The 25558-nt window shown below is 43.3% G+C and carries 24 protein-coding genes, 1 tRNA gene and 4 pseudogenes; 9 read left to right on the forward strand and 20 right to left on the reverse strand.

Annotated elements, in window-relative coordinates:
• Window positions 1–171 precede the first annotated feature (171 nt).
• Window positions 172–1580: pseudogene (locus tag V5G28_RS06165) on the forward strand (PrsW family glutamic-type intramembrane protease).
• A gap of 227 nt (window positions 1581–1807) precedes the next feature.
• On the opposite strand, the gene V5G28_RS06170 reads toward V5G28_RS06165, so the two are convergent.
• The 3 genes from V5G28_RS06170 to V5G28_RS06180 all read right to left on the reverse strand — a co-directional run bounded on the left by V5G28_RS06170 (window position 1808) and on the right by V5G28_RS06180 (window position 6703).
• On the reverse strand, window positions 1808–2455 hold the full coding sequence (locus V5G28_RS06170; RefSeq protein ID WP_332993961.1) for a hypothetical protein: 648 nt from the start codon (window positions 2453–2455) through the stop codon (window positions 1808–1810).
• A gap of 149 nt (window positions 2456–2604) precedes the next feature.
• Entirely contained in the window at window positions 2605–4188 is a 1584-nt protein-coding gene (locus V5G28_RS06175) for a CHAT domain-containing protein (RefSeq protein ID WP_332993963.1), read from the reverse strand.
• 181 nt (window positions 4189–4369) lie between these two features.
• Window positions 4370–6703: a PP2C family serine/threonine-protein phosphatase gene (locus tag V5G28_RS06180; protein ID WP_332993965.1), complete on the reverse strand. Its 2334-nt coding sequence runs from the start codon at window positions 6701–6703 to the stop codon at window positions 4370–4372.
• Window positions 6704–7497: 794 nt separating this feature from the next.
• On the opposite strand from V5G28_RS06180, the gene V5G28_RS06185 reads away from it, so the two are divergent.
• Entirely contained in the window at window positions 7498–7770 is a 273-nt protein-coding gene (locus tag V5G28_RS06185) for a hypothetical protein (protein WP_096566450.1), read from the forward strand.
• A gap of 289 nt (window positions 7771–8059) precedes the next feature.
• On the opposite strand, the gene V5G28_RS06190 is transcribed toward V5G28_RS06185, so the two are convergent.
• From V5G28_RS06190 to V5G28_RS06200, 3 genes are all read right to left on the reverse strand, one after another.
• Complete coding sequence (locus tag V5G28_RS06190; protein WP_332993969.1) at window positions 8060–8299, reverse strand: hypothetical protein; 240 nt, start codon at window positions 8297–8299, stop codon at window positions 8060–8062.
• Window positions 8300–8561: 262 nt separating this feature from the next.
• Window positions 8562–8936, reverse strand: a complete 375-nt coding sequence (locus tag V5G28_RS06195) for an NAD(P)H-quinone oxidoreductase subunit M (protein ID WP_096566452.1) — start codon at window positions 8934–8936, stop codon at window positions 8562–8564.
• Window positions 8937–8988: 52 nt separating this feature from the next.
• Window positions 8989–9534, reverse strand: a complete 546-nt coding sequence (locus V5G28_RS06200; protein ID WP_332993973.1) for a LeuD/DmdB family oxidoreductase small subunit — start codon at window positions 9532–9534, stop codon at window positions 8989–8991.
• A 473-nt stretch (window positions 9535–10007) separates the two neighbouring features.
• Here V5G28_RS06200 and V5G28_RS06205 point away from each other — a divergent pair, with 473 nt between their 5' ends.
• A complete protein-coding gene (locus tag V5G28_RS06205; RefSeq protein ID WP_041040596.1) occupies window positions 10008–10289 on the forward strand; it encodes an Npun_R1517 family heterocyst differentiation transcriptional regulator in 282 nt (93 codons plus the stop codon).
• An 820-nt stretch (window positions 10290–11109) separates the two neighbouring features.
• On the opposite strand, the gene V5G28_RS06210 is transcribed toward V5G28_RS06205, so the two are convergent.
• From V5G28_RS06210 to ctpB, 3 genes are all read right to left on the reverse strand, one after another.
• Complete coding sequence (locus V5G28_RS06210; RefSeq protein WP_332993976.1) at window positions 11110–11805, reverse strand: response regulator transcription factor; 696 nt, start codon at window positions 11803–11805, stop codon at window positions 11110–11112.
• Window positions 11806–11857: 52 nt separating this feature from the next.
• On the reverse strand, window positions 11858–12829 hold the full coding sequence (locus V5G28_RS06215) for a glycosyltransferase (protein WP_332993978.1): 972 nt from the start codon (window positions 12827–12829) through the stop codon (window positions 11858–11860).
• 159 nt (window positions 12830–12988) lie between these two features.
• Window positions 12989–14332 (reverse strand): carboxyl-terminal processing protease CtpB, encoded by a 1344-nt coding sequence (gene ctpB / locus V5G28_RS06220; RefSeq protein ID WP_332993980.1) that lies wholly within the window; start codon window positions 14330–14332, stop codon window positions 12989–12991.
• Window positions 14333–14631: 299 nt separating this feature from the next.
• Here ctpB and V5G28_RS06225 point away from each other — a divergent pair, with 299 nt between their 5' ends.
• Window positions 14632–15333 (forward strand): YdcF family protein, encoded by a 702-nt coding sequence (locus V5G28_RS06225; protein ID WP_332993982.1) that lies wholly within the window; start codon window positions 14632–14634, stop codon window positions 15331–15333.
• Window positions 15334–15357: 24 nt separating this feature from the next.
• On the opposite strand, the gene recJ is transcribed toward V5G28_RS06225, so the two are convergent.
• The 3 genes from recJ to V5G28_RS06240 all read right to left on the reverse strand — a co-directional run bounded on the left by recJ (window position 15358) and on the right by V5G28_RS06240 (window position 19355).
• Window positions 15358–17709, reverse strand: a complete 2352-nt coding sequence (gene recJ, locus V5G28_RS06230) for a single-stranded-DNA-specific exonuclease RecJ (RefSeq protein WP_332993984.1) — start codon at window positions 17707–17709, stop codon at window positions 15358–15360.
• A gap of 156 nt (window positions 17710–17865) precedes the next feature.
• Complete coding sequence (locus V5G28_RS06235) at window positions 17866–18504, reverse strand: GNAT family N-acetyltransferase (protein ID WP_332993986.1); 639 nt, start codon at window positions 18502–18504, stop codon at window positions 17866–17868.
• A gap of 26 nt (window positions 18505–18530) precedes the next feature.
• A complete protein-coding gene (locus V5G28_RS06240) occupies window positions 18531–19355 on the reverse strand; it encodes a PD-(D/E)XK nuclease family protein (protein ID WP_332993988.1) in 825 nt (274 codons plus the stop codon).
• Between the two features lie 196 nt (window positions 19356–19551).
• On the opposite strand from V5G28_RS06240, the gene V5G28_RS06245 reads away from it, so the two are divergent.
• Both V5G28_RS06245 and V5G28_RS06250 read left to right on the forward strand, forming a co-directional pair.
• Complete coding sequence (locus V5G28_RS06245; RefSeq protein ID WP_332993990.1) at window positions 19552–19893, forward strand: DUF433 domain-containing protein; 342 nt, start codon at window positions 19552–19554, stop codon at window positions 19891–19893.
• Complete coding sequence (locus V5G28_RS06250; RefSeq protein WP_332993992.1) at window positions 19883–20245, forward strand: DUF5615 family PIN-like protein; 363 nt, start codon at window positions 19883–19885, stop codon at window positions 20243–20245. Before V5G28_RS06245 ends, V5G28_RS06250 begins: the two co-directional genes overlap by 11 nt.
• On the opposite strand, the gene V5G28_RS06255 is transcribed toward V5G28_RS06250, so the two are convergent.
• Window positions 20189–20530: a hypothetical protein gene (locus V5G28_RS06255; RefSeq protein WP_332993994.1), complete on the reverse strand. Its 342-nt coding sequence runs from the start codon at window positions 20528–20530 to the stop codon at window positions 20189–20191. The genes V5G28_RS06250 and V5G28_RS06255 overlap by 57 nt on opposite strands.
• 285 nt (window positions 20531–20815) lie before the next feature.
• Between V5G28_RS06255 and V5G28_RS06260 the strand changes: the two genes are divergently transcribed.
• The 3 genes from V5G28_RS06260 to V5G28_RS06270 all read left to right on the forward strand — a co-directional run bounded on the left by V5G28_RS06260 (window position 20816) and on the right by V5G28_RS06270 (window position 22233).
• The gene (locus tag V5G28_RS06260; RefSeq protein WP_332993996.1) at window positions 20816–21004 is read left to right on the forward strand and encodes a hypothetical protein; all 189 of its coding nucleotides are present in this window, start codon (window positions 20816–20818) and stop codon (window positions 21002–21004) included.
• A 116-nt stretch (window positions 21005–21120) separates the two neighbouring features.
• Window positions 21121–21408, forward strand: coding sequence for a hypothetical protein (locus V5G28_RS06265; RefSeq protein ID WP_332993999.1), 288 nt, complete (start codon window positions 21121–21123; stop codon window positions 21406–21408).
• Between the two features lie 558 nt (window positions 21409–21966).
• A complete protein-coding gene (locus tag V5G28_RS06270; RefSeq protein WP_332994001.1) occupies window positions 21967–22233 on the forward strand; it encodes a hypothetical protein in 267 nt (88 codons plus the stop codon).
• Window positions 22234–22350: 117 nt separating this feature from the next.
• Here the strand turns inward: V5G28_RS06270 and V5G28_RS36600 are convergent.
• The 7 genes and pseudogenes from V5G28_RS36600 to V5G28_RS06300 form a co-directional block, all read right to left on the reverse strand.
• A pseudogene (locus V5G28_RS36600) lies at window positions 22351–22512 on the reverse strand (DUF7219 family protein); the annotation flags it as partial.
• A 51-nt stretch (window positions 22513–22563) separates the two neighbouring features.
• Window positions 22564–23414, reverse strand: a pseudogene (locus V5G28_RS06275) (IS701 family transposase); the annotation flags it as partial.
• A gap of 339 nt (window positions 23415–23753) precedes the next feature.
• The gene (locus V5G28_RS06280) at window positions 23754–24155 is read right to left on the reverse strand and encodes a type II toxin-antitoxin system VapC family toxin (RefSeq protein ID WP_332994003.1); all 402 of its coding nucleotides are present in this window, start codon (window positions 24153–24155) and stop codon (window positions 23754–23756) included.
• Window positions 24146–24346, reverse strand: coding sequence for a hypothetical protein (locus tag V5G28_RS06285; protein WP_041040578.1), 201 nt, complete (start codon window positions 24344–24346; stop codon window positions 24146–24148). Before V5G28_RS06285 ends, V5G28_RS06280 begins: the two co-directional genes overlap by 10 nt.
• Before the next feature lie 92 nt (window positions 24347–24438).
• A pseudogene (locus V5G28_RS06290) lies at window positions 24439–24816 on the reverse strand (type II toxin-antitoxin system RelE family toxin).
• Window positions 24806–25051, reverse strand: a complete 246-nt coding sequence (locus tag V5G28_RS06295; protein WP_332994006.1) for a type II toxin-antitoxin system RelN family antitoxin — start codon at window positions 25049–25051, stop codon at window positions 24806–24808. The pseudogene V5G28_RS06290 and the gene V5G28_RS06295 overlap by 11 nt, the downstream one beginning before the upstream one ends.
• A gap of 431 nt (window positions 25052–25482) precedes the next feature.
• Window positions 25483–25556: transfer RNA gene (locus V5G28_RS06300), tRNA-Pro, on the reverse strand.
• Between the last annotated feature and the right edge of the window lie 2 nt (window positions 25557–25558).

The following is a 25558-nucleotide window of genomic DNA, read 5'->3' on the forward strand; positions in this document are numbered from 1 at the left end:
TCATGCTGAGCAAAATTATGGAAAACTCTATGTTTATTTTGATTTTTTTAATTTCTCATTGATATGCAGTGACTGAAGCTATAGTGGATTTAGCAATTTTGCTGTTGTGGCTTGGGTTAAGTCCTACTGCCAATTCCTACAATAAATAGTTTAGAAACACCCTGTAACTCGATGACAGGCAAAAACGCAAGACAGAATGCAATCCTGCGGCAAGTGTCTGGTATGGGAGCGTCTTTTGGATCGGAAACTCGCTACTCGCTGCTTTCGAGTCAAGAGGTAGTCATTGGACGTGATCCCAGTTCCCAAGTTGTATTAGATGCCATGTTGTACCGCATGGTATCTCGTCGTCATGCGGCAGTTCGTCCTCTTGCTTCATCCCCAGATGCACAACCTAGCTGGATAATCTGTGATCTGAATAGTGCCAATGGCACGTACCTGAACGGACAACGGTTGCAGGGTTGTCAGCAATTGATCAGCGGAGATCGCATTACTCTGGGTCATGATGGTCCAGAATTCGTTTTTGAGTGTGAACTCAAAGAACAACAAGCCACTGCGATCGCCCCAGCAGCAGCGACACCGCTTCCTCCAGCAAATAGTTACCCAACAGCGACCTCAACGTTTTACCAACCTCCTCCAAACCCTCCAAAGCCACCAGACTCCATCAGCTTCACCCAGCTGTTTCCGATTATTTCTACTGGCAAAGATTTAACTCGTAAAGCTTACCTGATACCAGGAATTCTTACAGTTGTCTTCGTGGTATTGATGTTTGCCACGGTAGGTCAACCAACCACAAATCAAGTCATAGTCGCCATTTATATAGCTTCCGCTGCTTACTACTTTATTTACCAGTTGTGTGGTAAGCCAAAGCCTTGGTGGGTGCTGCTTGCTTCGGCGTTAACGACGGCAGTGGTTTTGCTCACTCCCGTGTTAGATTTGTTTATCTTTGTGTTTCGCGGTATCTTGCCTGGTAACTTGCCCTCAGAACAAGAGTCCATCACTTTCACAGAGTTGCTGGTGCGGATGCTTTTCGGCGCTGGCTTGATGGAGGAATTACTCAAGGCAATACCTGTATTGGCGGCGTTTCTCATTGCTAGACGACTACCATCGCCGTGGCGGGAACGTATCGGTGTTGCTGAACCTCTTGATGGTATTCTCCTGGGAACGGCTTCTGCTGTGGGTTTTACCTTGTTGGAAACTCTGGGACAATATGTACCTAATATTACTCAAGCTGTTTCAGCCCATTCGGGGACGGGGCTGGTGATCTAGCAGGTTTGCAGCTGGTAATTGCTCGAACTTTAGGCTCTGTCGCCGGACATATGGCTTATAGTGGTTATTTTGGGTATTTTATTGGGTTAGCTGTACTCAAGCCCAGCAAATGTTTACAAATTCTGCCAGTTGGTTATTTGACAGCCTCTGGGCTGCACGCTTTGTGGAATGTAACAGGAGTTATCAACGGTTTGCTGTTGGTGGTAGTTGGAGTATTGTCTTACGCCTTTTTGATGGCAGCTATTCTCAAAGCTAGGGCGCTTTCACCAACGCGATCGCAAAATTTCGCTACCCGTTTCCTTGGACCTAAATAAAGCAGTGCGAGGAGATAAGAAAAATGAGGGAGAGAAGAGGGCAGATGATTTTTATCCCTTTGGATAGATGATGGTCGTTTTGGGGCTAGTTAAGGTTAGATGACATTGGACATTTCTGTCTGAATAGAGATGAAAATTTCTGGATTTTGAGGTGCACTACAAAATTGCCGCTTGACATCACAACTTGTGGCTTCAATGAAATCAACGCAGAAAAGAGAAAGTTGAAATTAGGCTTCATCTGCAGACTTGTTTAGCTGATTGAGGGCTTGATAAGCAACTGCTAAAGTGACTTTTGCCTTTTCAACTTCTGATAGATTTGTCCACTCACGATTTTCTACGTTTTCTACCACGGAATTTACGTTTTGCTGTTCGCCGCTTCTCATAGCGTAGGCAAAAGGACGCGCCATAACCAAAAGGTCATCTGTTTCCCAACTAGGTAAGACAGATTCAACGCACTCAACCAGTTTTTCACCCATCGATTGCCCTGAATTAAAAATTTCAGCAGCTTTTTGGGCAATAACCGTTATCCAATCTTGAGGTACACTGGCGGCAAAACCAGCTTGTAAATTTTTTTGAAGATTCGCCACTAAAGAAGATTTTGTACTACACTTGTAGTTCTTGGAATTAAAATTATTAGACCAAAGCGTGTCTAAGCGGTTATAAAAATTTTGTGAGCGTGTTGTCAGTTCCTCATCGAGGACATCCTCTAACTGAAACTGCTGTTCTAGTTGTGTAAAATAGCTTTCTGATTCTTCGTCTGCTGGATTCCAGGGATATGTAGCATCTTCTGGCTCCAAGAGTGCTTCTAAAAGTTCTAAATCGACTTGAGGTGGTACGGAATGAAAAGTATTTGAACCGTTAATTTTGTTAGCCATGTGTCGCTCCTGTTGAATTATTTATCGGTATTGACAGCTACAAGTGCCAGAATCTCATTTCCGCAAAAAGAATGCAATTTCACAGAAAAGTGTTGGTTGACTTGGCTATGTTCAACTGGTTTGAAAATCCATGTTTCCAATCCTTAAGCTCAAACAGTATCAATGATGAACTCCCAAGGTTGACTTTTCGTACTACCAAACTTTAACTGCATACCAGATTGTAAAGGGACTTCCTGACGATGGATTTGTTGCCAAGCATTCGCGAGTAAAACCCAGGTGGTACCGTAGGTGGACAAATCTTGCAGGTAATAGGTTCGCAGTGGGGTAGATCCTGTCAGAGTATTGCGAGATAAGATTTCGGCATGGCGTTTGGAAACAGAAGGTTCTGGAATCACAATATCATTGTCTGTCGTGCGACCGATGCGGGTGACTCCTGGTCGTAGTGACCAAGTTCTACCTCCTGGTGAGAGCGATCGCAAACAAGCATTAGGAAACATTGAAGCTATGCCAGGAATTGAAGTTTCTGGTAGTTCTGTAATTCCCTCATCAAAACTCTTTATAAGTTCACCATTATAGTCTGGATGCAGGTAGAGAATTGGCAATGTCCAAGCGGGTTGATTGAACCTGTAAGTTGTCAATAGCTTTTGTCTTGCTTCCGCCACCGCTTCATCAATTGGTTTGCGCGATCGCAAAGCAGCAGCAAAAGCTTGAATAAAAGTGTGGCTTTCTGATGGTGCTATTTCATCACGCATTGCCAAAACCGCAGGTACACCTTGACGGATCAGCACTTCTGCCAAGCTGCTGTGGGGCATAGCTTGGTGTGCAATAGCAGCTGGTTGTGCTCCCCAACAAGAATTGAAAACCGCCAGTTTCACACCAGTATGAGTCAACACTTGGGCTAATTCCATTCCGTTGAGGGTCATACCTGGTGCCAAAAACAGTAACCCTCCGTCTGGTCCTTTCTGACCGTGACCAGCGTAAAATAAGATGTTGTATGCTTTTGTTTCTAGCTGTTGAATCAACTCCTGTGGAGTGGGTTGCAGGAGTGTTGTCACCATGCAGGGTGCATAACCATTGTAACTGCTTGCTACAAGCGAGCCATTGGAAAGGGTTTCTTTTAGGATAGCTGCTTCTTCTTCTAGTTGTAGCTGCTGTTCATCTTCACCCAAAACCAGCAGTATGTTTAACGCTTGCTCTGAGCGTAGATAAGGTAGGGGTTCGACTTCGCTCGTCGTACGACTAAAGAGTATGTGTTGCGACAGAGAAACGGCAGATTGACCTGGTTCGCGCTGCATAATTTCCCAAGGCAAAGCAATCAGATCCGGATCACGAATTTCTAGCAGCACGCGCAAACGCGTATGTTGACCCATAGCAATCCCGCGACTGCGTTCAAAGCTATTAAGAATTTGTCCGTCAAAGACCCAATTCCACAGGCTGATGCCCAAGTATTGCATCAGACGGCTGCTGTAACTGGTCGTTTGACCAGAAGTTGGGACAACAAAATCCAGAGGCAGAGGATTTGCCACTTTGGGCGTTGCTTTTGGGGAAATCTCCAAACGACTGTGTGCGGCAAACATTTGCTGCCACTCAAGCCAAGCTTGAGACAGATGTGGAAGCCACACGCAATCACGCAAAACATAGCCACTGGGATAGGGAGCGTTCACCACCCAAATGGCGAAACTGTCAGTGCCGGTGTTGACGAGACGCGCGATCGCCAGGTTAAGGGATGGCATGGATTCGTTAATCTAAAAGGTAAAATCAAATATCAAATAACAATTTTAAAAGGCAAAAATTTTTGCCTTTAAAGTTTTTTATTTAAAGTTCTCACCTGTAATATTTCAGTCTTCTACCAGTTTATCGACTTTTTGACGCTATGCTGCTCTTCGACTAGCAGGTGTCACCTATTTTAATACCTTACTGTTTGGGCACGGCTGGCTTAGGCTCAGTTGCTAACTCTTCAACAGTCGGGAGAGAAGCATCTTGCGGCTGACATAGGCTTACCACTTCTGGTTTAGGGTTGGGGAGATTCAACGATTTGAGTTTGGAGAATAAAATTCTGACTTCGTCCCCTGGGGTGAGCAAAGGTTTTTTGGCAACAGAAGTTGATTGTGAGTTTGATGGGCTTGCTTTGGCAACAATTGAGCAGACTCGCAAATAGACCCAGGTGTCTTTGTCTGTGTTTTGCGTCTTGAGAATTTGCAAAACACTACCGTTTGGGGCAATAGCTTGAGTTGGGGAGCCGGTCGTCCGAATGAATTCTATTTCGCTGTTAGTCTGAATCACCCCTTTGGCATTCACACTGGAATTGCCCGAACTGCCTTGAGGACCACTTGTCACCGCTGATGGTAATGGTGCGGCATCCGTAGGATTTGCGAACGGTGAAGATTGAGGTATTTTCAGCATAGCGAGCAATTCCTGTCGCCACAAGTATCCAACTATACCACCTGCTACAAACAGTAGCAGAATAACGAGCAACTGTAGCGGTACTTTTATACCTTTAACGGGCTTGCTTGTTGAAACAACGCGAGTTTTCTGGTTTTGGCTGTACTCTGGCGTGAGTGCCGTTCTTGGCTGGCTTTGCGCGGCTGTGGCTGCTGGTATTGTGGAGAGGTCAGCAAGCACGGTTTTCAGGCTTGACTTTGGTTCTGAGTATTGAACTTGGCAGTGTACAACAGCGATAGTGACGTTATCATGTCCATTTTGATTATTCGCTATTTCCAATAATTTATCTGTTACATTTAGTACATTACCTTTTTCAGTAATAATGGGTAAAATTTCTGTTTCCCAATATTGCTCCACCCGGTCAAAGTCACTCAAACCGTCGGAACACAGCAGGAAAATACAGTCTTCGTCGAGAATAAACCGTTGTGACGTCGGATGCAATGAATTACTAGCACTCATGCCCAACGCCTGCACTAAGGAACCGGATGCTCCCTGTTGGACGGCATCCCGGTATGTGGCATACCCTAAGCGTACCTCACGCGAGGCAACATCATCATCTAGGGTGACTTGATAGCAGCCGTGGCGTGTAATCCAGTAAGCACGACTATCACCAACATGGGCAATGTACATTTCGTGGGCAATGGGCAATGCCATCACTAGGGTTGTGCCCATGCGTTGACGCCCCTGTCGATGTTCGTTGTCGTTGCGCTGGCTGATTTTGTCGTTAGCTGCTGCTGCTGCGCTTTCTAAGTCCGCAAGTAGAGTTGCGGGGTCTGTGTGGTCAGAGAACGCTTTTGTCAGATCCTGCAGCTGTTGTTGGATGGTTTCAATGGCTAAATTGGATGCAACATTGCCTCCCTCGTGTCCGCCAATGCCGTCACATACAATAGCCAGGGCTGTCGGTTGAGGAGGTTTGCTGATCACGCTGCCACTAGGCGGATAACAAGCATCTTCGTTACGTTGGCGACTCGGTCCGGTATCGCTCTTGGTGGCAATTTTGATGACTGGTGTTTGGTGTTGACCTAATTGTGCCAACCCTCTATCTAGAACGGCAACCAGTTGCTCACCTGAGTGTATGTCTCCGGCAATCAGAGAACGGCAAATTTCACTCAAAAATTCGGCGATCGCTCCTTTGGCATTTCCCTGTAACTGCTGCCAAAATTCCCCAAGTTCAGGTAAACCAGGGGAAGTTTGATTGTCATGCCGCAATTCCAGTAAACGTACTAACGGTCCTTCTACTCTGACTAACTCTGGGTTGAGTAAGCTAGAGCTTACACCTTCACTGGAGAGAGGTTGCCACAGATGAGCTATTTGCCACAGCCAATTGAGTTGGCGCATTGATGTTGCAGAACTCCAAGCAGTGGTTAACTCGCTCGCCAGCTGCACTTCCAACGAAGCTGTACTTAAGAGCGCTGTATTCTCTAGCACAGAAAGCGGAGGTTTTTCTAAAAGTAATATTTCTTTGCCAGAACTGCTATCTGTCAGCCCCAGCACTCCATACACCTGTGGTACGTGCAAGCGGTAGGCAAATAGCCGCAAGTAAGGTCTGAGTGCCTGTAAATGTTCTACATTTGGTGCTTGAGGTAAGAACGCAGGCTTGGTATCTAAAAGAAGCCCTTTGCTGATAACTAGATAGCGATCGGCTAATAATTCTCCAGCGTTAGCCACGCTCTGCCCGTCTGCCACAGCCCAAAGGAAACGTTTGGGTAGGGGTGTGGAACATCGCAGGCAAAACTTGTGTGTCAGGGGATTTGGAGCTTGACAGAGTTCATTTGGGCAGTAGAGCGTTGGCGCATCATTTTCCATAGTCTTCGCACCGATCAGCAGATTGGCTTTGTTTTCAACAGCATTGGCAGCGGCACTGTTGACCGCTCATATCTGATATATCCAATTTTGGATCACGATTTTAACTTGCGGACGAAACTTAAGATGCTAAGAGTTTTGAAAAATTTGCTCAATGATCAACAAGGGAGCTTTTCCAGTTGGTACGCAACGCGACCCACTGAATCTACTCACACATACTTCCCGCTTGAGCAGGCATCAAGCCGCTTCCACTGTCCTTTTATCAATATGGCACGCACTAAACCACAAAGATGAGAAGGCATTGTTAAGTAACGCATACAGTCCTCTGGTTATTGCAGCTGTGTCTTAAGAGAACAGATATTCAAACAAGAGCGCACTTCACCAAAAATTCACACCTCTACCTAAAATCTCAGATAACTTTGTGAAAGCTTCATCACCTCCCTTGTTCAACGCTTGCCTGAGAAAGAAACTATGTTTTCAATCACAAGTTTTTTTCTTTGCTTTTATTTTTTTTGTCATGTATCTCCAGATAGGGCGCTCAGTGTGAACTCACTTTACCCTACACTTTACACTTTTGGAAAAACAAGTTATTCCATCAGAAAGAGGAGATAAGTTTACTTTTTCTCTAGTTTATATGTATGTGGGAATCAATTAAGCTTTTAGTTAAGACCCAAGGCAACTTATAGCTGGCGCTTGCTCGTTGCTATGAAGTCTTAACGATAAACCTTATTTTAGCTTATTGATAACATCCCCACTTTAAACAGCATTTAGCACACTTAATTATTGGTGAGACAATAATGGAAGATAACAAACAAAAAGATACTCATCGTGCTGTTAACCCTGGTGATGTGATATCTGAAGAACCACAAGCAGTTGAAGAGAAGGCACAACAACTTGCCGTTGATTCTCCAGATATCACGGGAGATCATATTGAAGTTCCGACTTATTTTGTCGTTGACGAACCTGATGGCGAACAAAAGGCTCTACATCATGTCAAAGATGCAGAAGAAATTTCTGATGTGATTCGACAAGCACGGGTTGACGAAGAAGGAAATAGGGTTTGGTGGTAGATATTTAGCGGTCAGTAGTCAGCAATTAGCTTTTAGAATTAGCTTTCAGGTAGATTACTGCTGACCGTTTTCTCTTGAGTCAATACATGAGGTTTCTCTCGTTGAATGGTTATAAATTCTCCATGAGAAAATACTCCAAGAGTACTACTAACAAAATTTGCATTATTCTTGTTAATGAATACCAGTCTTCTGGTATTTCTCTGTAATACTTATAAATTTTTGTCATACTTATAAATTTTATAGACAAATATTAAATTTAGTGAACGCCACTGTTTTTTGAACTCATCCGTCAGCATAAATATGGCGCATGAGCGCGTGGATAGTTGACTAAAATTCCTGTCAATCTTGAACGGTCAATAGTCAACAAAATTGGGGCGTTTTTCATCTGACTTCGATTTTGAAGTTCACAAAATTTAACGAAATTCATATCTTGCACCTCCTCGCTTGCACGCTTTGGAGGTTGGACGATGGGGTGCATCGCAATCAATAAACCAATGCCAAGTAATTTCAAAACAGGAGTAGGAACCACAAGTTCACCCTTTTATTCCATATAAAGCAAAAATGGACTAAAAAGGTACTGGTTCTCAAAACAGCACGTCCTTCCTTTGTTGGGTAGCGTCGGACTGATTGACGACAAGTAGCAAAAGAAAGGCAGGCTGCAGTAACAGCAGACCAGCCAGTCATTTTGGGAGTTTAAGGATTGGAACTGACCATTTAGACAAAGAAAGAAGAAACAAGACAGAAGATAGAACAATTTCTTGATTCTTCACTCTTGATTCTTCAGTCTTAGCTCATAACCCATAGCTCTCTTGATTTTCGTCGGATGCAACTTGGGGAAGTCCCATGCTGTAGTTGGTGACGCGTGCGGAGAGATTGTAGCTAATTTCGCCTTTGTGCAGGAGCGATCGCACAAAATGCTCCAGATCAGAGCCAATGCGGCGTAAGTTATAATCGGTCAGGTCTGCGCCACTATATGCTTCTACCTGTTCATCAAACTTGTGATAAACCTTTTGCAGAGCATCTTCATCCCAGTTGAATTCGTTGTCTGGGTCAATATCCAAGGTTAAAACTTGACTACTGGGAACTAACTCTCCATCCCGGTCTATTTCAGCGGCAAAAATCCGTATGTGCCGGGTTGTGGACTTAAGCAGCATCGGGTTGTCCATAGGCGGTTCTAAATAGGGTTAATCGCGCTCTCAATTATTGTAGACCCAATCCCTAACGAGAAGGAATCATGCCTGTCTGACGAGCATAGGCAAAAATGCCACCTGCATCAATCACCGGCCCAACTTCTCCTAAAGGTTTGAGGTTATATATCTGACCAAGAGTGTGGTTGATCAATTGATTGGTTGCAAAATCTATTGACACCTCTTGACCAGTCTCAAAATGGTCACAGAGCCTTTCGACTGACTCCCAAGGATAAAGTTCTCCTGTGGCAGCGCAATTGCGGAAGAAGATGCGAGCATAAGACTGGGCAACGACTGCTTTAACGCCCGACGCACCCAAGGCTATGGGGGCATGTTCGCGTGAGGAACCGCAGCCAAAGTTTTCTCCTGCCACAATGATAGGGTAGGCTGTTTTCATTTCCCCAGAGACTATAAATTTGCCGTAGCGGTCGGGTAAACCAGCTAAAGCATAACTTCCAAGCTTTTCGTACTCATCCGCTTTGGAAGGAACTAAGGTGAGATATTCGGCTGGAATGATTTGATCTGTGTCTATATTGTCATCAAGAACAAAAATCTTACCCCTAATTACTTTGGTCATTGAGGTCTCCTGCCTTTTTAAATGAATAAATTGTACATTTAGTAATTTTACGGAATTGTGGTACAGCAATGTCTGGCTATCATTAGATAGAAAATCTTCAGCGGATTTACTTACGTACTCCCACCAGTTTTTTAGTAAAAACTCAAACTGTTATTGACGTTTAGATAAAGTTGATGTAAAAACCTTTAAAAAGCTCGAACAACTTCTTACAGAAACTTTATTCTATGGAATCTTAAAAACTGAATAATAGTTATGGTTTACTTGAACCAGACCTATTGCACTAAACCAACACAAGCTAGACCTTGAAAACCAAGCGTGAAAACACACGGGAGAGTAAAATGCAATTAAATTGATTGTTGACAAACAGGAATTGTTAATTCAAAAACTGTGAGAGTCAAAAAAATATAAAGAATTCTTGCTTGAAACATAGTTCCTCAACCAAATTACCACCTAGTACAAGGAAGCCAAAAAACATGAACTTTGAAGCATTACCACGGCAGGTGAACAGTGTCGATGTAGGTGTTTATGAGTGCGAAATACATCTAAAATTCCGGTTGATAGAGGAAAAAAGTCTGTTGAGCGATCGCGACCAACTTTTGCAGGTACTGCTAGACGCTTTAACCGAGGGGTCTGACGACTTTTTAGAGACTTTACAAGCAACTGTTAAGGCGCAAGAAGTTTCTGAGTTAAAAGCATCACCGCAAATGAGACGTCAGCTCATGCGCTTACGCAACTCAGCTGAAGTTAGTCAATAGTTAAAATTGTTGTCACCCTAGCAGTGGCAAAGAGTATGTCGAGCATAGAGTATCAGATTTAGTGTTCGTTTGCCAATTTGGTGATTTGTTCTAATAATGACTTGGCTTGCTTAACTAACCGAACCATAACGCTGGGGCTTCCATTAGTCCTTAGCATTACCCAAACAAATGGGTGCCTACTAAATGTTGCATTTATGCCTTGCTTATAAGCGGGGTTTATGGACAGTCAAACAAAAATCTACAGAAATCTTGTGTTTAACTGGTTAATACAGTAATCTAGAAATAAGTTTTTATGACCAAAACAGTCTTACAAGGTGAATTTGTTAGGTAAAAAACTTTGTTTACTGTATCAAAAGTGATTCCCTATTGATTGAGGAAATCGAAAAATTCCCGTTTTTGCTTCTAGTACCTTGACTACTGTGAACAAAAATAACTGAAATGTTAGGCAAAATATTATCTACAGACTTCACCAGAAAATTTTGAGCGGTCATTATATCCACATTACTCCTCCTGAAATTGAAGGAGCTTGAATAAGACCGAAATTTTTTGGTAGAATTCAAGGTATACTTGGACGAGGCTGAGTAAGTTCAGCAAAAACAGAGAGCTTCAGTGTAGACAGTAAATTTTGCGATTTTTGAATTAGTTAAGTATGATGAGCTAACCCTGAAATGACTCACGTGGAAAAGTTCAGTTTTGTCTGTCAGGGGAACTGTGGGAAAAACTAGACATCCAATGTCGTTACAGGTAATCCGAGATTTTAAACAAGAGAATAGAAAGCACAAGCAAAGCGATGATTCACTTGTGCCTTCTTTGTTCATAACTACTTTGCTAGACCGTGTTCTAAAGCAAAGCGAACTAACTCTGTACGGCTATTGGTACCAGTTTTACTGAACAAACGGCTAACATACTTCTCTACATTTCGGACGCTTGTCTCTAAACGACGAGCGATTTCTTTATTCATCAACCCCTCAGCCACCAAGTTTAAAACACTTTGTTCTCTGGGCGTCAAGTCAATTGCAAAAGGTGCTGGAGATTGATTTATTGCATTTTTTTGAGTTAACAAAGCTTTAATTTGGGCAATCTGATTCGCGAGTTCAGTAATATCTGGCGCTTCACCTTCTTGAGTTGGCGCTGGAGTCCTAGCGGCGCGGCGTTCGAGTAAATTTTCCACAACAGCCACCAGTTCGTCTGGATCGAAGGGCTTGGGTATATAGGCATCAACACCAGCTTGATAACCTTGGATGCGATCAGTCGTCATACCCTTTGCAGTGAGAAATATCACTGGTAACGACCGGAAGCGGGGGTCGTCTCGCAGTTGCTTGAGGAACTGGTAGCCATCCACCTGTGGCATCATAATATCAGAAATCACTAAGTCTGGTGTGTTTTGCTGCAGCAACTCCCAGCCTTCTCGGGCGTTACTGGCAACTTGAACGCTAAAACCGCTCTCTTGCAAATAGTCTTTTACAGCTTCACGCAATCCCGGTTCATCATCCACCAGTAACAATTGTGCTCCCATTTACCGTTTCCTTTGCGCTACTTTTCTCCAATTTAGCGAACTTGAGTGACACTCAGCACAGCCATTCAATTATTTTGGCGTTCTCTGGCAATTTGGCTTCGCGTTGCCCAGCAGTACGCGCCCGAGCATTGTACAATCCGATAGGGGTACTCACTAAATCTACAAGGCTGGCTTTACCTGCTAATGCTTTGACGCTGTCCTTTGGCAATTCCTTCAACACCCAGCGTCCTAAGCGGTAGAAGCATTCGGTGAGTGTGGTGTCGCGCATCAAATCCACACCGTGGAGTTCATGCAAATAGCGATTTGAGCGCCCGTAGCGCCGCCATTGACTCTCTAGTTCTTTGAGTGTGGCGCGGTGGCGGTGCTTGACCACTGCATTGGGGGCAAATTCCAAACGTCCCATGTTTTGCTGCAAAATTCGCCAACAGATATCGGCATCCCCACCGCTGGTTAGGTAAGGACGAAACAAACCTGCTTGTTCCAAAGCTTGCCGTCGTATGGCTAAATTCGCTGTTTGACCGTAAGGACAGAAAGGATGGGCAAGGGTGTGTTTTTGCGATAGGGTGTCTTGACGGTCTGCATGTTGTTCTAGCAGTGTTTTTCCTGGTAGTGCCACAATCTCACCGGCGACAATCACCACATCTTCCTTGACAAAAGGAGCAATCAATGCGTTTAACCATTCAGGCTGTGGACGACAATCTGCATCCGTAAAGGCAAGTATCTCACCAGTTGCGGCACGAATACCAGCGTTACGAGCGGCGTAGGAGCTTTGGATTTGGTTTTCGCTCTGAGGACGAATTGTGATTTCGCTATTTTCAGCAGCTTGTTGGAGTAAAGTAAAAGTGCGATCGCCACTATTATTGTCCACCAGCAAATACTCTACCTGGTGTTTTGGATAAGTTTGAGCCGACAGACAAGAGATTAACTCTGGTAAATCTGCCTCACCGTTATAAATAGGGACAACCACCGATACCTTTGGCAAGAAGGCGTTAGCGGTGGTTATCTCAATTGATTCATTATTCATATGTTTAAGATTTTGGATTAGGGATAGATTAATAAAAATTATGAATTAGGAATTATAAATTATGAACTTTTCATGATTAAGCATTCATAATTGATAATTCCTAATTTCTGTCCAGGATTCCCAATCCAAGATCTGGAAGCTCAGCTAATGTTTTAAGATTTAAAATTTTAAATCTACTGAGCGATTGCTCATCGGTTGTTGCAACGGTCGATTTTGCTGAGTGGGTTGAGCAAAGTTGTTGCTAGATAGAACTGCTAGTGCACGTGCGTATTGAGGATCATTTTGAGTTCCCAGCAAATTTGGATTTGCGGCGAGTTGACGCTGTTGTGCCTGTGTCAGTTCTAATTTGATATCTGGCGCAATTCCTTTATGATTGATATCTGTTCCCTTAGGAGTGTAGTAATGGGCAATGGTGATTGCGACGCCGGAACCATCTGGCAGTTCATGAACTGACTGAACTAAAGCTTTGCCAAAGGTTTGACCGCCAACAACGACTGCTCGGTTATTATCTTTGAGTGCGCCTGTGAGGATTTCGCTAGCACTTGCTGAATTGTTATCTACGAGTATCGCCAAGGGGCGTTTTGTAAGGGCAGTGCGATTTGCCTTGGTTTCTTCACTTCCTCCCTTACGATCCACTGTCTTGACAATTGCACCGTTATCCATCCACATCCGGGCAATTTCAATGCTCGACTGCAACAAACCGCCTGGGTTGCTACGCAGATCCAATACATACCCATCAACTTGCTTAGCATTTAAATCGCTGATAGCTCGTCGCATTTGAGTTGCAGCATGGGCGCTGAACTCACGCAGGCGGATATAACCAATACGGCGATCGCCTTCTTGCTTCAAGCTGTAACGCACTGTCGGCACTTCAATACTTGCCCGTGTCAGAGCCACATCAAAAGCACTCTGCCCATTTCTTCCTAGCCGCAAATTCAACTTAGTACCTGCTTTGCCGCGAATCAGCTTTGAGGCATCTTCGACTTTCATCTGGCTCGTGGCTTTGCCGTCAATTGCCAAAATAATATCCCCAGCTTTAATACCTGCTTTGAGTGCAGGGGAATTTTCTATAGCTTCGATAATGGTGAGCTTTTTAGTTTGCTCGTTCAATTCCATCCGAATGCCAATTCCAGTGACTTCACCAGATGTTTGGTTAGTTAGAGCCTCAAACTGTTTGGGATCCATAAATCGAGTGTAAGGGTCTCCCAACTTTTCTAAGGCTTGGCGGATAGCAGTGTATGCTTCTTCACGGGAAGTGTAGTCTTTACTGAGCAGAGTCTGCCTCACTGCTAGCCAATTTTGTTTGTTAAATGAGCCATCTACATATTCACGATTCACTAGTTGCCAAACTTGGTCAAGTGTTGCTTTTGGGCTATCTTGCAGAGCTGCACGCACAGAGCGACACCAAACTGGACCAAGAGCGGACAATGTAGCGGTTGAGGCGATTGCTCCGCTAAGAAAGGCTACTTGGAGCGGCGAGTAACGTTTCGCAGATCGATTCATGTATATTAGCTGGAATAATAGTGTTGTTGACAGTGTAGCAATCCGGCTTTCCAGGAATTTATAGGTTTTTCTTCTCAACTAGACTTTCTTCATCATTTTTCCTTGATGTTTCTTGAAAATACTGCATACTGCGAGAGGCAGCTTTTTAACTCTAGCTTACTTCTCCCGCAAGCTTACTGCCACCTTGTGGCGCTTTCATCAGTGCCATCTAAGCATTCAATATTACTTTCTAAAATAGCACTTAGCTGGCTCAACTAGTGTTGCCAACTTTCGGAAAAAAAGCTTGTATTGAGTACCTTATGAAACCTAAAGTGACAAACACTCAACCCAGTTCAGTGTCCAAGCAATTGCGGAGAAGGTGGCAATTTTTACAAAGATTAACTTTTGGGCTGTGTTTTGTGGTAGCTGTCTGCCTGATTGTTAACACTATAACCATTATTTCTGCATCTTCCAAACAGATAGATGCCTTTTTTGTGCTTGGTGGTAGCATTAGTCGGGAAATTTATGTTGCCGATTTGGCAAAACAATACCCGCAAACCCCTATTTTAATTTCTCGAGGTTCTCCCGACCCTTGTATTTGGCTAATTTTTCAACGGCAAGCGCCAGATTTCATGCAAAATGTTTGGTTGGAAAAGTGCGCGGATTCTACTTTTGGTAATTTTTACTACAGTATTCCTATCCTCCGCCGTTGGGGAGTACACAAGGTGAAGCTGATTACTTCCCCAACACACGTACCGCGAGCTAAATGGATGGCACAAATTCTTTTTGGTGTTCATGGTATTTGGGTGGAAACAGACATTGTTCAAGAGCAAGGTGTTCCGGGTAATCAGGAGTCTTGGCTAAAAACAGGATTAGATGTCACGCGTAGTTTGTTATGGGCAGGTTTAAGTCCGATTATTCAGCCCAAATGCGCCTATGTTATGAAATTAACAGAGGTGAATATGGACTTTTGGCAGAATCGGCGTTTCAAATGCGAACGTCAGGGTCGAATTTGGGAGTAAATTTTTCCTTACTCTCTCAAGCTCTTAAGCAGACGCTTGCGCCATCGCCTCAATTGTAGATAAAGGTACATCAGCGAAATACTGTTGCTGAAATTGTTCTTCCCGAACAGCAGCTAAAAATTTTTCCACAGCAGCCTCCGCGATTGGTTCAATAATTGAATGCTGAGTGAAAACTAACATACGGTCTTGGCGTGAGATTTTGAAACCCAAAGATTTTAAACCTCTTAATCCTAAAAGTAAGGCTTGGTCGCTGATACGCAATTTTTCCAATAACTGGACGCGGGTAACGGATTGATTTGTACGACTGAGATATTTGGCAATTCCCACAAGGGTGAACCAAATTTGTTCTGGTGGTTTGGGGTCGGGTTTAGACCAAGCCAGCGCCAGGGGTTGTTGGTTGTGAAGCGATCGCCTCAAATGCCCTCGTAAATCGTCCCAGCTTGTTGGACAATCTTTAATGACAAGTGCTAAGTCCTGAGTACTGAGTGCTGAGTCTTTTTCTAATAATGGGTTGCGCCAGTCTAGTATAAGTGCTGATTGCTGATTGTTGATTGCTGATTGCTGACGTGAACGGACAGCTATCAGTCGGATTTCATAGCGTTTTTTGAAGGTGTTGTAGTCCAGTTCAGCGATGCAATCACATCTTCCTAAAGGTAATTCATCCTTATAATGTCCCCACCACACGCCAGGAAAAGGACTTCTCGTCGAATCATCCCGAATGTCAAACTCAGCTTTTATGTACTGTACCTTTTTCCCCTGGGAATCTTGTTGATTGCGATGCCAAGCATTTTCAAACCAGCAGTTTTCAATCAAAAGTTTTGGAACTGGGTTTCCCATTCCACAAGGTTCTAGTAGTTTCAGCTCCAAAAATAACTCTTTCCCCAAATCTGCCACTGTGACAGCCAAATCTGCTTGTACAGTTGGTGTCAAAGTTGCACCTCCCAAAGATTGGCGCAACCTTTGGTTAATCGCCTCTGTAAATAATGGAATATTCTCTACTGGCAGACTTAATCCTGCTGCATAGGGATGTCCGCCAAAACGATGTAACAAATGTGCCTGGTCTTTTACCAATTGATATAAATCCACCGAATTCACCGAACGCGCCGAACCACGGGCTAGGAATTGGGGATTAGGGATTGGTGATTGGGAAGATTCTTCCCCAGCCCCCACTCCCTCTGTACTTAACAAAATCGTCGGGCGTCCTGTGTCTTGTGCTACTTGTCCAGCGACTAACCCCAAGACGCCAACAGCCCATTGAGGGTCTTCCAAAACGATGACGCTAGTGGTTGATAAGTCCATTTTGGAAAGCTTTTGCGCGACTTGGTAAGCAACATCTTTCTGCAAAGATTTACGACGGGTGTTTGCTAATTCTGTGACTTCTGCAAGTTCCTTGACACGGTTTTGGTCGCGGCTTGTCAGTAATTCCACGCAAAAAGAAGCATCGCCTTGAATGCGGCTGACAGCGTTAATTCGCGGACCCAAACCGAAGGAAATATCTGTGGGGCGATCGCCACTTTTCTGGCACAATTCCAACAATCGCCCGACTCCGGGACGCCGTCTTTCTCCTGGTGGTTTTTTAAAATCCTCTTGCAGTCGCCCAATTCCCAATTGTGCCAAATAACGACAATCTCCACTCAACTGCACCAAGTCAGCAATTAACCCAACCGCCACCAAATCCAATAAATCCTGTAGCGGTTGTTGCGGGACATTTGGCAGGGTTTGATAAAAAGCTTCCACCAACTTGTAAGCCACCGCCACTCCGGAAAGATGAAATAGCTGATGTGTCTGTGGCAAATAGCGGGGGTTAATAATTGCCGTAACTGGTGGACGTTCCGGAGGTAAAGTGTGGTGGTCTGTAACTATAATGTCTATACCTAGCTGATTCGCATAAATAATTTCACTAATATTTGTACTGCCAGTGTCACAGGTCACAATTAACTGAAAACCTTGTTTTGCCAGCTTCTCAATTCCTTGGCAGTTCAGCCCGTGGGATTCTGTTAAGCGATTGGGAATGTAGTAAATAAGCTGCGTGTTTTGGGCAAAGAATTGTCCCAAGCCATCCCACACGACAGCAGTAGAAGTAATACCATCAGCGTCAAAGTCCCCCCAAATGGCAATTTTTTCACCAGCATCTCGTGCTTGTTGCAACCGTTCCACCGCCTGATGCATTTCTTGCCCAAACTCAAACGGACTCGCAGGTTGATAAGTTTTTGTATTGACAAAAGCTGCTAATTGTGTAATTTCTCGTATTCCTCGTTGCCATAACAACTGCGCTGCAAAAAGTCCATTTGATATGGGTGCATATTGCTTCACAGCTTGGATGAACCATTCTGGGGGTTGTTCAGTTGTCGAAAGAGTCCACTGCTGTTCTGACATATGGAAATAACAAATCTATTCATAAAAACCGAGTTCTAAGAAATAAAACCACAGATGGACACAGATGGACACAGATGAATACAGATGATTTAACTGCGTGCATCTGCGTTCATCAGCGGTTCCAAATACTAAATCATGATTTTGGCAGTAAATGAATTAAACTGGCGCTTCTTCTTCCGAAGTGTGATCACTTACCAAAGTATTCAGGGCGACTTCACTAACAACTCCATCAGACTTGCGTGTTCCCCGTATAGCAGGACGAGAACGCTTGTAACCCGCCCTTTCAGCTTTTTGGTGTTCGTATTCAATCAGTCTGCCATAGTAGTCGTGGCTGCTTAAATTCATCGACAAGAAAACATGCTGGCGGACATTACCAAAACCCTTACGGTTGAAAAACTTCACTGCGGGAACATTTGCTGGATCAGTGTCTACCAGCATGAAACGCGCCCCATCTTCAATCATCCGTGCAATAGCTTTATCAACAAGCTTGTCTCCCACACCGCAACGCTGAAACTTAGGACTGACTCCTAACCAGAGAATGTATCCGTAAGTCCAGGTTGCTTTGGTAATAATAGTTCCTAAAATGAATCCTGCTAGTTGCTCATCAACTTCTGCAACAAGACAGTATTCTGGATCAGTGTTATAAAGCCCTATCACCTCCCATTCGTCCCAGCAACGATATAAGTAGGGATATAAATCGCTGGTAAATAACTCTTCCCCTAAGTGATAGACAGGGGCTATGTCATCTATTCCTAATTCGCGGACATAAACCGCTTCAGTATCATCAAATTGCATAAAATAATCAAGAAGTTATCTGTAATTTACAGCATCACTTCTTGAATGCTAGCTAGATTCAGTAGGTTCGTGTCTAGCGTTGTCGGAGATTTTGCGGTAGATATCTGTTCGGGAGTGGCTTGCGAGCGGTTACACCGCCTTGTATACTGACAGTAATCACAAGCTTTGCTACCTTCCGGCTCTTGCGGAAATGGTACTCCTTGGTAGTAACGTTCCAGCCAATGTGTTAATTGACTGAGGAGTTGATTCAGTCTCCTTGCTGTTTGTTGGTGCTTAAGAGTGTTGTAACTAAATTTAATACTTTGCGGTTTGCCTTCCGATTGGACAAACCAGTAAGTCATAGAAATATTTTCTGGCAGATAATCGCTGGTTTCAGCTAATACATACAAGTAAAGACGTGTTTGCCAGTTTTGTTCCAACTTGCCTTTATTCGGCGGTTTGGGATAAGTTTTCCAGTCCAGAATTTGTGCTTGCAGGTTATCTGCAATCAATAAATCATAGATAACTGCGAGTAAATAGTCTTGAACTTGCAGAGTCCGGTAGTGTTCGCTTTCACGGAAATGGCTACCAGGTACAGGTGTTAAAATTTCTGGTGCTGCATTGGCGAAGCCTGTCATCCAGCTTTGCAGTTGGCTATCCTCTTGTAGGAAAGTATCAATAGGTAAACCCATTTCTCGCTGTTGCATCAGCAAGTGAAAGCGGCTTCCTAAAGTCTGCCGTTCCTCATGTTCTGGATCTGCGGGAGAATGGAGTTGTTCTAGGTAGGTATGTTGAAATTGACGCGGACAACGTTCTAAGAGGTTGAGTTGTCCTTGCGAAAGTCGCAAGAGTTGAGTTTGAGTTGATTGCATACTTTTAGATTAGCAAGGATTGTCAGAAAGGGTATTCCCTAATGTCCCAATTCTTTTGCCGCTATAGTAAATTATTTTGTGTTGCTATTTTAAAGCAATGGCCTTGTTGATGCTCCTCAGCAGCCTCTAGTTTGTTAAAGCGACAATAATCTATCACCACATACTCCAAATTCTAATAAAACCGGAGAATTAACTTATGCAACTCGAAGATTACTTTAACTTTCTCGCCCCAAATGACATTCGACTGAAAGACTCACGTATTGGTATTGAAACCATTCTATATGAGTATATCTATCGTGACCTTACCGCCGAAGAAATTGCCCAAATATACACAACTCTTAGCCTAGAACAAATCTATGCAACCATACTTTATTACCTGCATAAAAAAGAAAAAGTTAGCAAATATATGGCAGACTGGTTAGAGCATTGCCTCAACTCCGAGCGAGAACAGGATGAAAATCCTCCTGCCTTTATCATCCGACTCCGGAAATTGAAAGCAGAAACAGAGGTAGCAAAACAAGTGCTGAATGAGCATTAAATACTTACTTGATGAAAACCTCCCTCCCCTATATCGAGTGCAGTTGCTCAGCCGACAAGCTGATTTAACTGTTTGGATGGTGGGCGACCCAGGAGTACCACCCAAAAGCACATTAGATCCAGAAATTTTAATTTGGTGTGAACTTAATAACTTTATCCTGGTTACAAATAATCGTAGTTCCATGCCGATACATCTTGCTGCACACCTTGCTCAAGGTCGCCACATCCCAGGAATTTTTGTTCTGCGCCCAAGAAGAACAATTAAGCAAGTACTTGATGACTTAATTTTGATTGCGCTAGCCGCAGAAGAAACTGAATATCAAGACCGAATTGTTCACATTCCTTTGAGCTAATCCTCGGTAACACCCATGTCCGAAAGTTCTGCTGTCCAAGACTTGATGCTGTGCTTCGCCAAGAAAATCGCGTTGTATACAGACATAACGACTGAAGTCGCGGCTATACAAACAAAGCCCGCCTTCGCAAGCTAAAGGAGCGATCGCTTCACGGATTCTTGCAGCAGTAAACAGGCACACGCCAAACAAGGTTTTATCGCGCTCCGAGTCAAACCCTTGGGCGAATACTAGCTGTATCTCAGACTGTGTGAGAATTTTGGCGCGTCCGTGCCGATTGATTTTCATCGCCAAACTGTAGACCTTGTGATCTACAGACTACAACTGATGCGACCGAGAGAAAGCAGAAATCTATAAAAACATCCTAAAACTGATAAATCTCTTGCTCACAAGTTCCTCAAATTGTTTCCCTATCTTCAAAGTGAACTAACTCCAATTCACCAGCACTCATATGGAATACCTCTGCTCGAATTGCGAATGCCAGCCTTACACTGCGGTTGGTTGGGCTACTTAGCAAAAGCAGAGTAGTTCACTCTACCTTTAAAAAATTTTCTTTGTTTAGGAGAAAGCATTGTGTTTAACATCTATTCGCGACGTCAAATTTTGAAAGTTGGTGGAGGCTTAATTGTAGGAGCCACTGCCGCAGGAAGTTTTCCACTTCTTCGTACTCTGGCTGCTGGCAGACCTAAAACCGTACTGAGATTTAAGTTTACTATTGAGGGTGGGGGAAAGGTTCTTTTGACTTCAACACAGCTACTGTAGCCACTGATGCACTAGGAGATTTCGGTAGAGAGTTTTCATACTTTAACGCTGTTTCTGATTTCTCTTTTTCAGGACTTGAGAGGGATTTAAAAAAGGAGAATGCTGGTTGGAAAGTAGTGCCAGGTCTTAAAGCTGAGTTTCTCGGTCTTCCGCCTGGAACTCCAGGGGTTCTTAGCGGTGTTAATTATCCAGATGGATGTTCAACAGGAACAGCCAACGCCTGTTCAGTTACTGTTGCTGTACTCTACTTAGGTAATCTTACAGAACTTCCCGAACTTTCTACTGACCCGAATGACTACCAACTAATTGGCATTGACTTGATCAATACCACCACTGGACAACTCAATCGTATTAATGCTACAGACAGTCAAGTTATTGCTCTACCTGACAAAGTAGACAATTAGATTTAACCCTATATTCCGCACCTTGAACTGTCACATCAACAATCATGATGACTGGGCTGGGGTTCTTTGTAAAAACAGATCTGAAAAATTCGGAGCGAACACAAAGAAAGTCAAACTTTTAGAGAGATATTTGATACCTCATCAAAACTCGCCAACACTTTGGTAAGATTCGGATTTTGTCGCGATATGAATAAATACTTAGCCCCTTTCTCTTGCAGAACCGGGTCTTCTTACCGCGCTCCGAATCAAATTCTTGAGCAAATACTAGCTGTATCTCTTGCTGTGTGAGAATTTTAGCGCGACCATGCCGATTGATTTTCACGCTCGTCTACTGATGACAGCGTAAATAAGCGTACAACAAAAAGGCATACAATACCCTATCAGTCATCAATCCTCTGATAGAAGGAATAGATACCGTATTAATCAGCAAAACATTTATCTACCTGAAGTAGGAAGTTAAGCAATGTAGTGTCTGCAACACTTAAAGTTAATATTCTTGTATCATGTTCTCCCCTGATACTTTTTCATTAGGGGTGTTTGCTTATCCACTATTATAGTATGCAAAATTTTTCAGAAGATTTAGTTGCTGTCGAACAACTTTTTTTAGCTGTTCAAATTTCTGATTTAAATGATTTTGTTGTCGTTGACGCTGAAGCAATTATCGATTTAACGGAGTTTAATTTAACTCCTGAAGAAATTGATAAATTTAAAGATATTTTTAGGAAACTAAACTCTGAATTAGCAGTGTCATTTCAAAAACAATATCCTGCTAGCTCCGTTATTTCAGAAATTCGTTTAAAAGATCAGAAAAAGTGTGAGGATTAAAAAATCTCGCTAAACGGCTATGATTGGCGCGACCATGCCGATTGATTTTCACGCTCATCTACTGATTACAGCGTAACTAAGCGTACAAAAAAAAACAAAAAGGCATACAATGCCCTATCAGTCGTCAATCCCCAATTCTAAATAGCTACGTTCTAACTGTTGCCAAAGTTCATTAATTTGCTTGTATGAATCTTCGACTGAAATCTTGCCAAGAGTTTGTAAATTACAAATGTAACTTACGTGTCTTGCAAATTCTTGTAAGTTGGCATTGAATACTAAATTCTCCGGTTCTTAGGGGAGGGAGATGCAGTGATGCAGGCTCCCTTACCCGAAACGGTGTTTTGCAGTTTTAAACCAACCCTCTATTTGCCACCGTCGTTTGCCCCACCAAGAAATAGTACTGGCTTTGAGAGCTTTAGTAGAAATGACAAATCGTTTTACATATTTACCATCATCACGTTTAAAATAGTACCAAGATACATAGACGGGAAACTTAAAACTCCGAAGGTAAAGCTGTTGTCCTCGCTTATGTAGACGAGCAACACAGCGGCCATCAACCAACTTACGGGTACAAGCTATACCAGCAATTACGTGGTATTTCTGCTTTCGGACACCATGTAGAAATTCCACACTGCCAAAAGCTGTATCTACAAGAACCATCACCTGGAAGTGTTTAGTTAATTTTTTAGGCAGACATAAAATCTGCTTTAATCCCAACTGTGCAGGAGAGGAAGTGCCTTTTCCCCTCCATACACGGAAGCTCCAAGGTACTCTCCACTGACCAACAACCAAATAGACCACAACTAAATGCAAGCCTCGTTTTCCGTTGTAGACACGGATTAAATCCTTAAATTGTGGAAATTTACCAAATTTCTCTAAAGTTGTAAGGTCAATGATGACTTGTGAAACGTTTCCGTCCTTTTGGGCAATGAGACAAAATCTCCTGAATAATACGAGCGCGAGCAGTGCGAATTACACTTCGGGTTGACCAATCATAAATATTGAGAAATCGGCTTAAGGCACGCTTCTGACTTACTTTTAGAGTGTTCAGGTAAAGGATGTCCTTGCGCCTGTAGGAACAATCCCAACATTGCTTCTAAGTTTTGTTGCTGGTATTTTGAGGGCATCAACGATAGTAAAGTGTAAACTAGCCCTTGGGCGTGCGCAAGAATTGAGATCATTTTTCTTGCTGTTAATTATGCTTTTCACGCCCTTTTCTCTCATATTTCGGCTCATGAGCGCAAATCCAGGCACTCCCCAAGTTGGCGATTGCCCAAGGGGCAGTGCGCTCCGCGCAATCGCCTGAACCTTGGTCATTTACGTAATCTCAACCCTTGTTTTGTTATATAAATTTCTTTTTTCTACTTAAATACCTTATCACTGCTGGAGTCACTTTTTTACGCTCCTATTGGTCTATTAGTGGTTTATCCCGAGAGGTGCAAGATATAAGCTACGGCAAATGTGGTCTATTTACCTGAAAATAGCTGTAATCGGGCAGAAGCCCCACGTCTCACCCGTTTTTACCTGAGGTCGGGAATTACCTGAATCAGTCCAGTCTGAAATTCTTTGTCGTAGGTAATAACGGGTAAACCTTCGAGTTCAGCTTGAGTCATAATCATGCGATCAAAAGGATCTCGATGGGCAATTTGTAGACTTCCTGCTCTGAGTGCATGGGCTGAGGTGATGGCAAGTTCTATAAATCTTGCCTGATGTAATATTTGTGAATATTGCTCAACGAGTTGTTTTGCTTCAGGTAGTTTACCAATGCGGTATTTGGTAGCAATTTCCCAAGCGGAAACACTGCTAACGAAAATGCGATGATCAGGGTTGCGAATGATGTCTCGGGAAGTCGTATCAAGTTTTGGGTCGTCAAAGAGCCACCACAGAAAGATATGGGTGTCGATGAGGTAGCTCATTCCCATTGCTGGAGTTCCTCTTCTGGGAGTGGTTCAAAAAAAGCATCGCCAAGTTGTCCTTTCAGTAAACCAGGGGTGCGGGGTTGTGTACGTTCTTGACTTAAACCTAGGCGAAAATAGTGAATCAGGTCATAAATTTCTGCCAGCTTGTCTTCGGGGATGTCTTGCAGTTCTTGGACAATCTTCTGGATCAGCATAAGTCAAACTCTTTGGTAGTTGGTGATTAATTAGTGTTTATTGGACAGTTAACACTTGATAGTGAGTCAGGAAGTTGAACTTATTGGTAGTGTTAATTTGGGTTATCCTCTTTTTGAATTTCTTGTTCATATTGTGCGATCGCTTCTTCAATTGTTTCATTAGCAACATCTGAAACATCAGATTTGGAATCAATTGTAGTGAGTATGATTCCTTGTTCAGTTTTCAGATAATAAATGACTCGATAGCCTGCACTTTTTCCTTTTTGAATGTTGCTATTTTTAAGACGAACTTAGAAAACCTGATATTTAACTCCAGCAATTCTATCTCCAGGGATTTCACCTGCTTGAAGTTGCTCTATTAAGGGTTGAATATCACTACGAATTGAACGATACCGTTTAGCAAGTTCTCGAAGATCCCTTTTAAAACGAGCAGTCAGAGCGATTTGGATCGGTGATGGTTCACTCTGCATCAATTCCTTCCCACATTTCTGAGAGGGGTATAGTTTGTCCTGTTAAAGCTTCATGTAAACCTTGCCGAATTCCTTCTATAACTATTTGTGTCGGTGTTTCATCTGGGTCAGTTTCGTCTTCTTCGGAAAGTAAAACAATAATGCGAACGCGCTGTGGTTTGGTAATTTCTAGCGATTTATCTAGTGTCAGTTCCCCATTTTCATTAATTGTGGCTGTGGTTTCAATTGCTTTCATACATGGTGATAGTGTTGTTAAATATCGAGCTAATTCAATCTAGCTTTAGTCTAGTACACCCATCTCGCCTTCATGCGGCAATTTTCTCCTTAGCGGTGTCTGCGGTGAGTTCGCCAGTGAATGCTTTTTGCAGGATGGATTGTTTGAGTTCTTTGAGGGCGGCGATTTTTTGGCGGTAGATGGTTTCGAGCCGTTGGGAATAGACAGCTAGATCATTGTCTGCTGTCTATTCCCACCCTACCTAAGCCTTCGGCACGCTACGCGTAAGTCCTTACGCACAGGCTGCGCCAACACGAAGTGTGCGCTTTGCGCTTACGGTTGAAGGTGGGGACTTCCGCTACTTCGTTAAAATAACCAAAGCGACATTAATGTGTGAATAACAACACAAATTTGTCAAATTGCGACATTTAATTTGCAAATGTACAAAAAAATCGGGATGACTGGATTCGAACCAGCGGCCCCTTCGTCCCGAACGAAGTGCGCTACCAAGCTGCGCCACATCCCGGC

Source organism: Scytonema sp. PRP1, assembly GCF_036697665.2.
In the GTDB taxonomy this organism is placed as follows: Bacteria; Cyanobacteriota; Cyanobacteriia; order Cyanobacteriales; family Nostocaceae; genus Kalymmatonema; species Kalymmatonema gypsitolerans.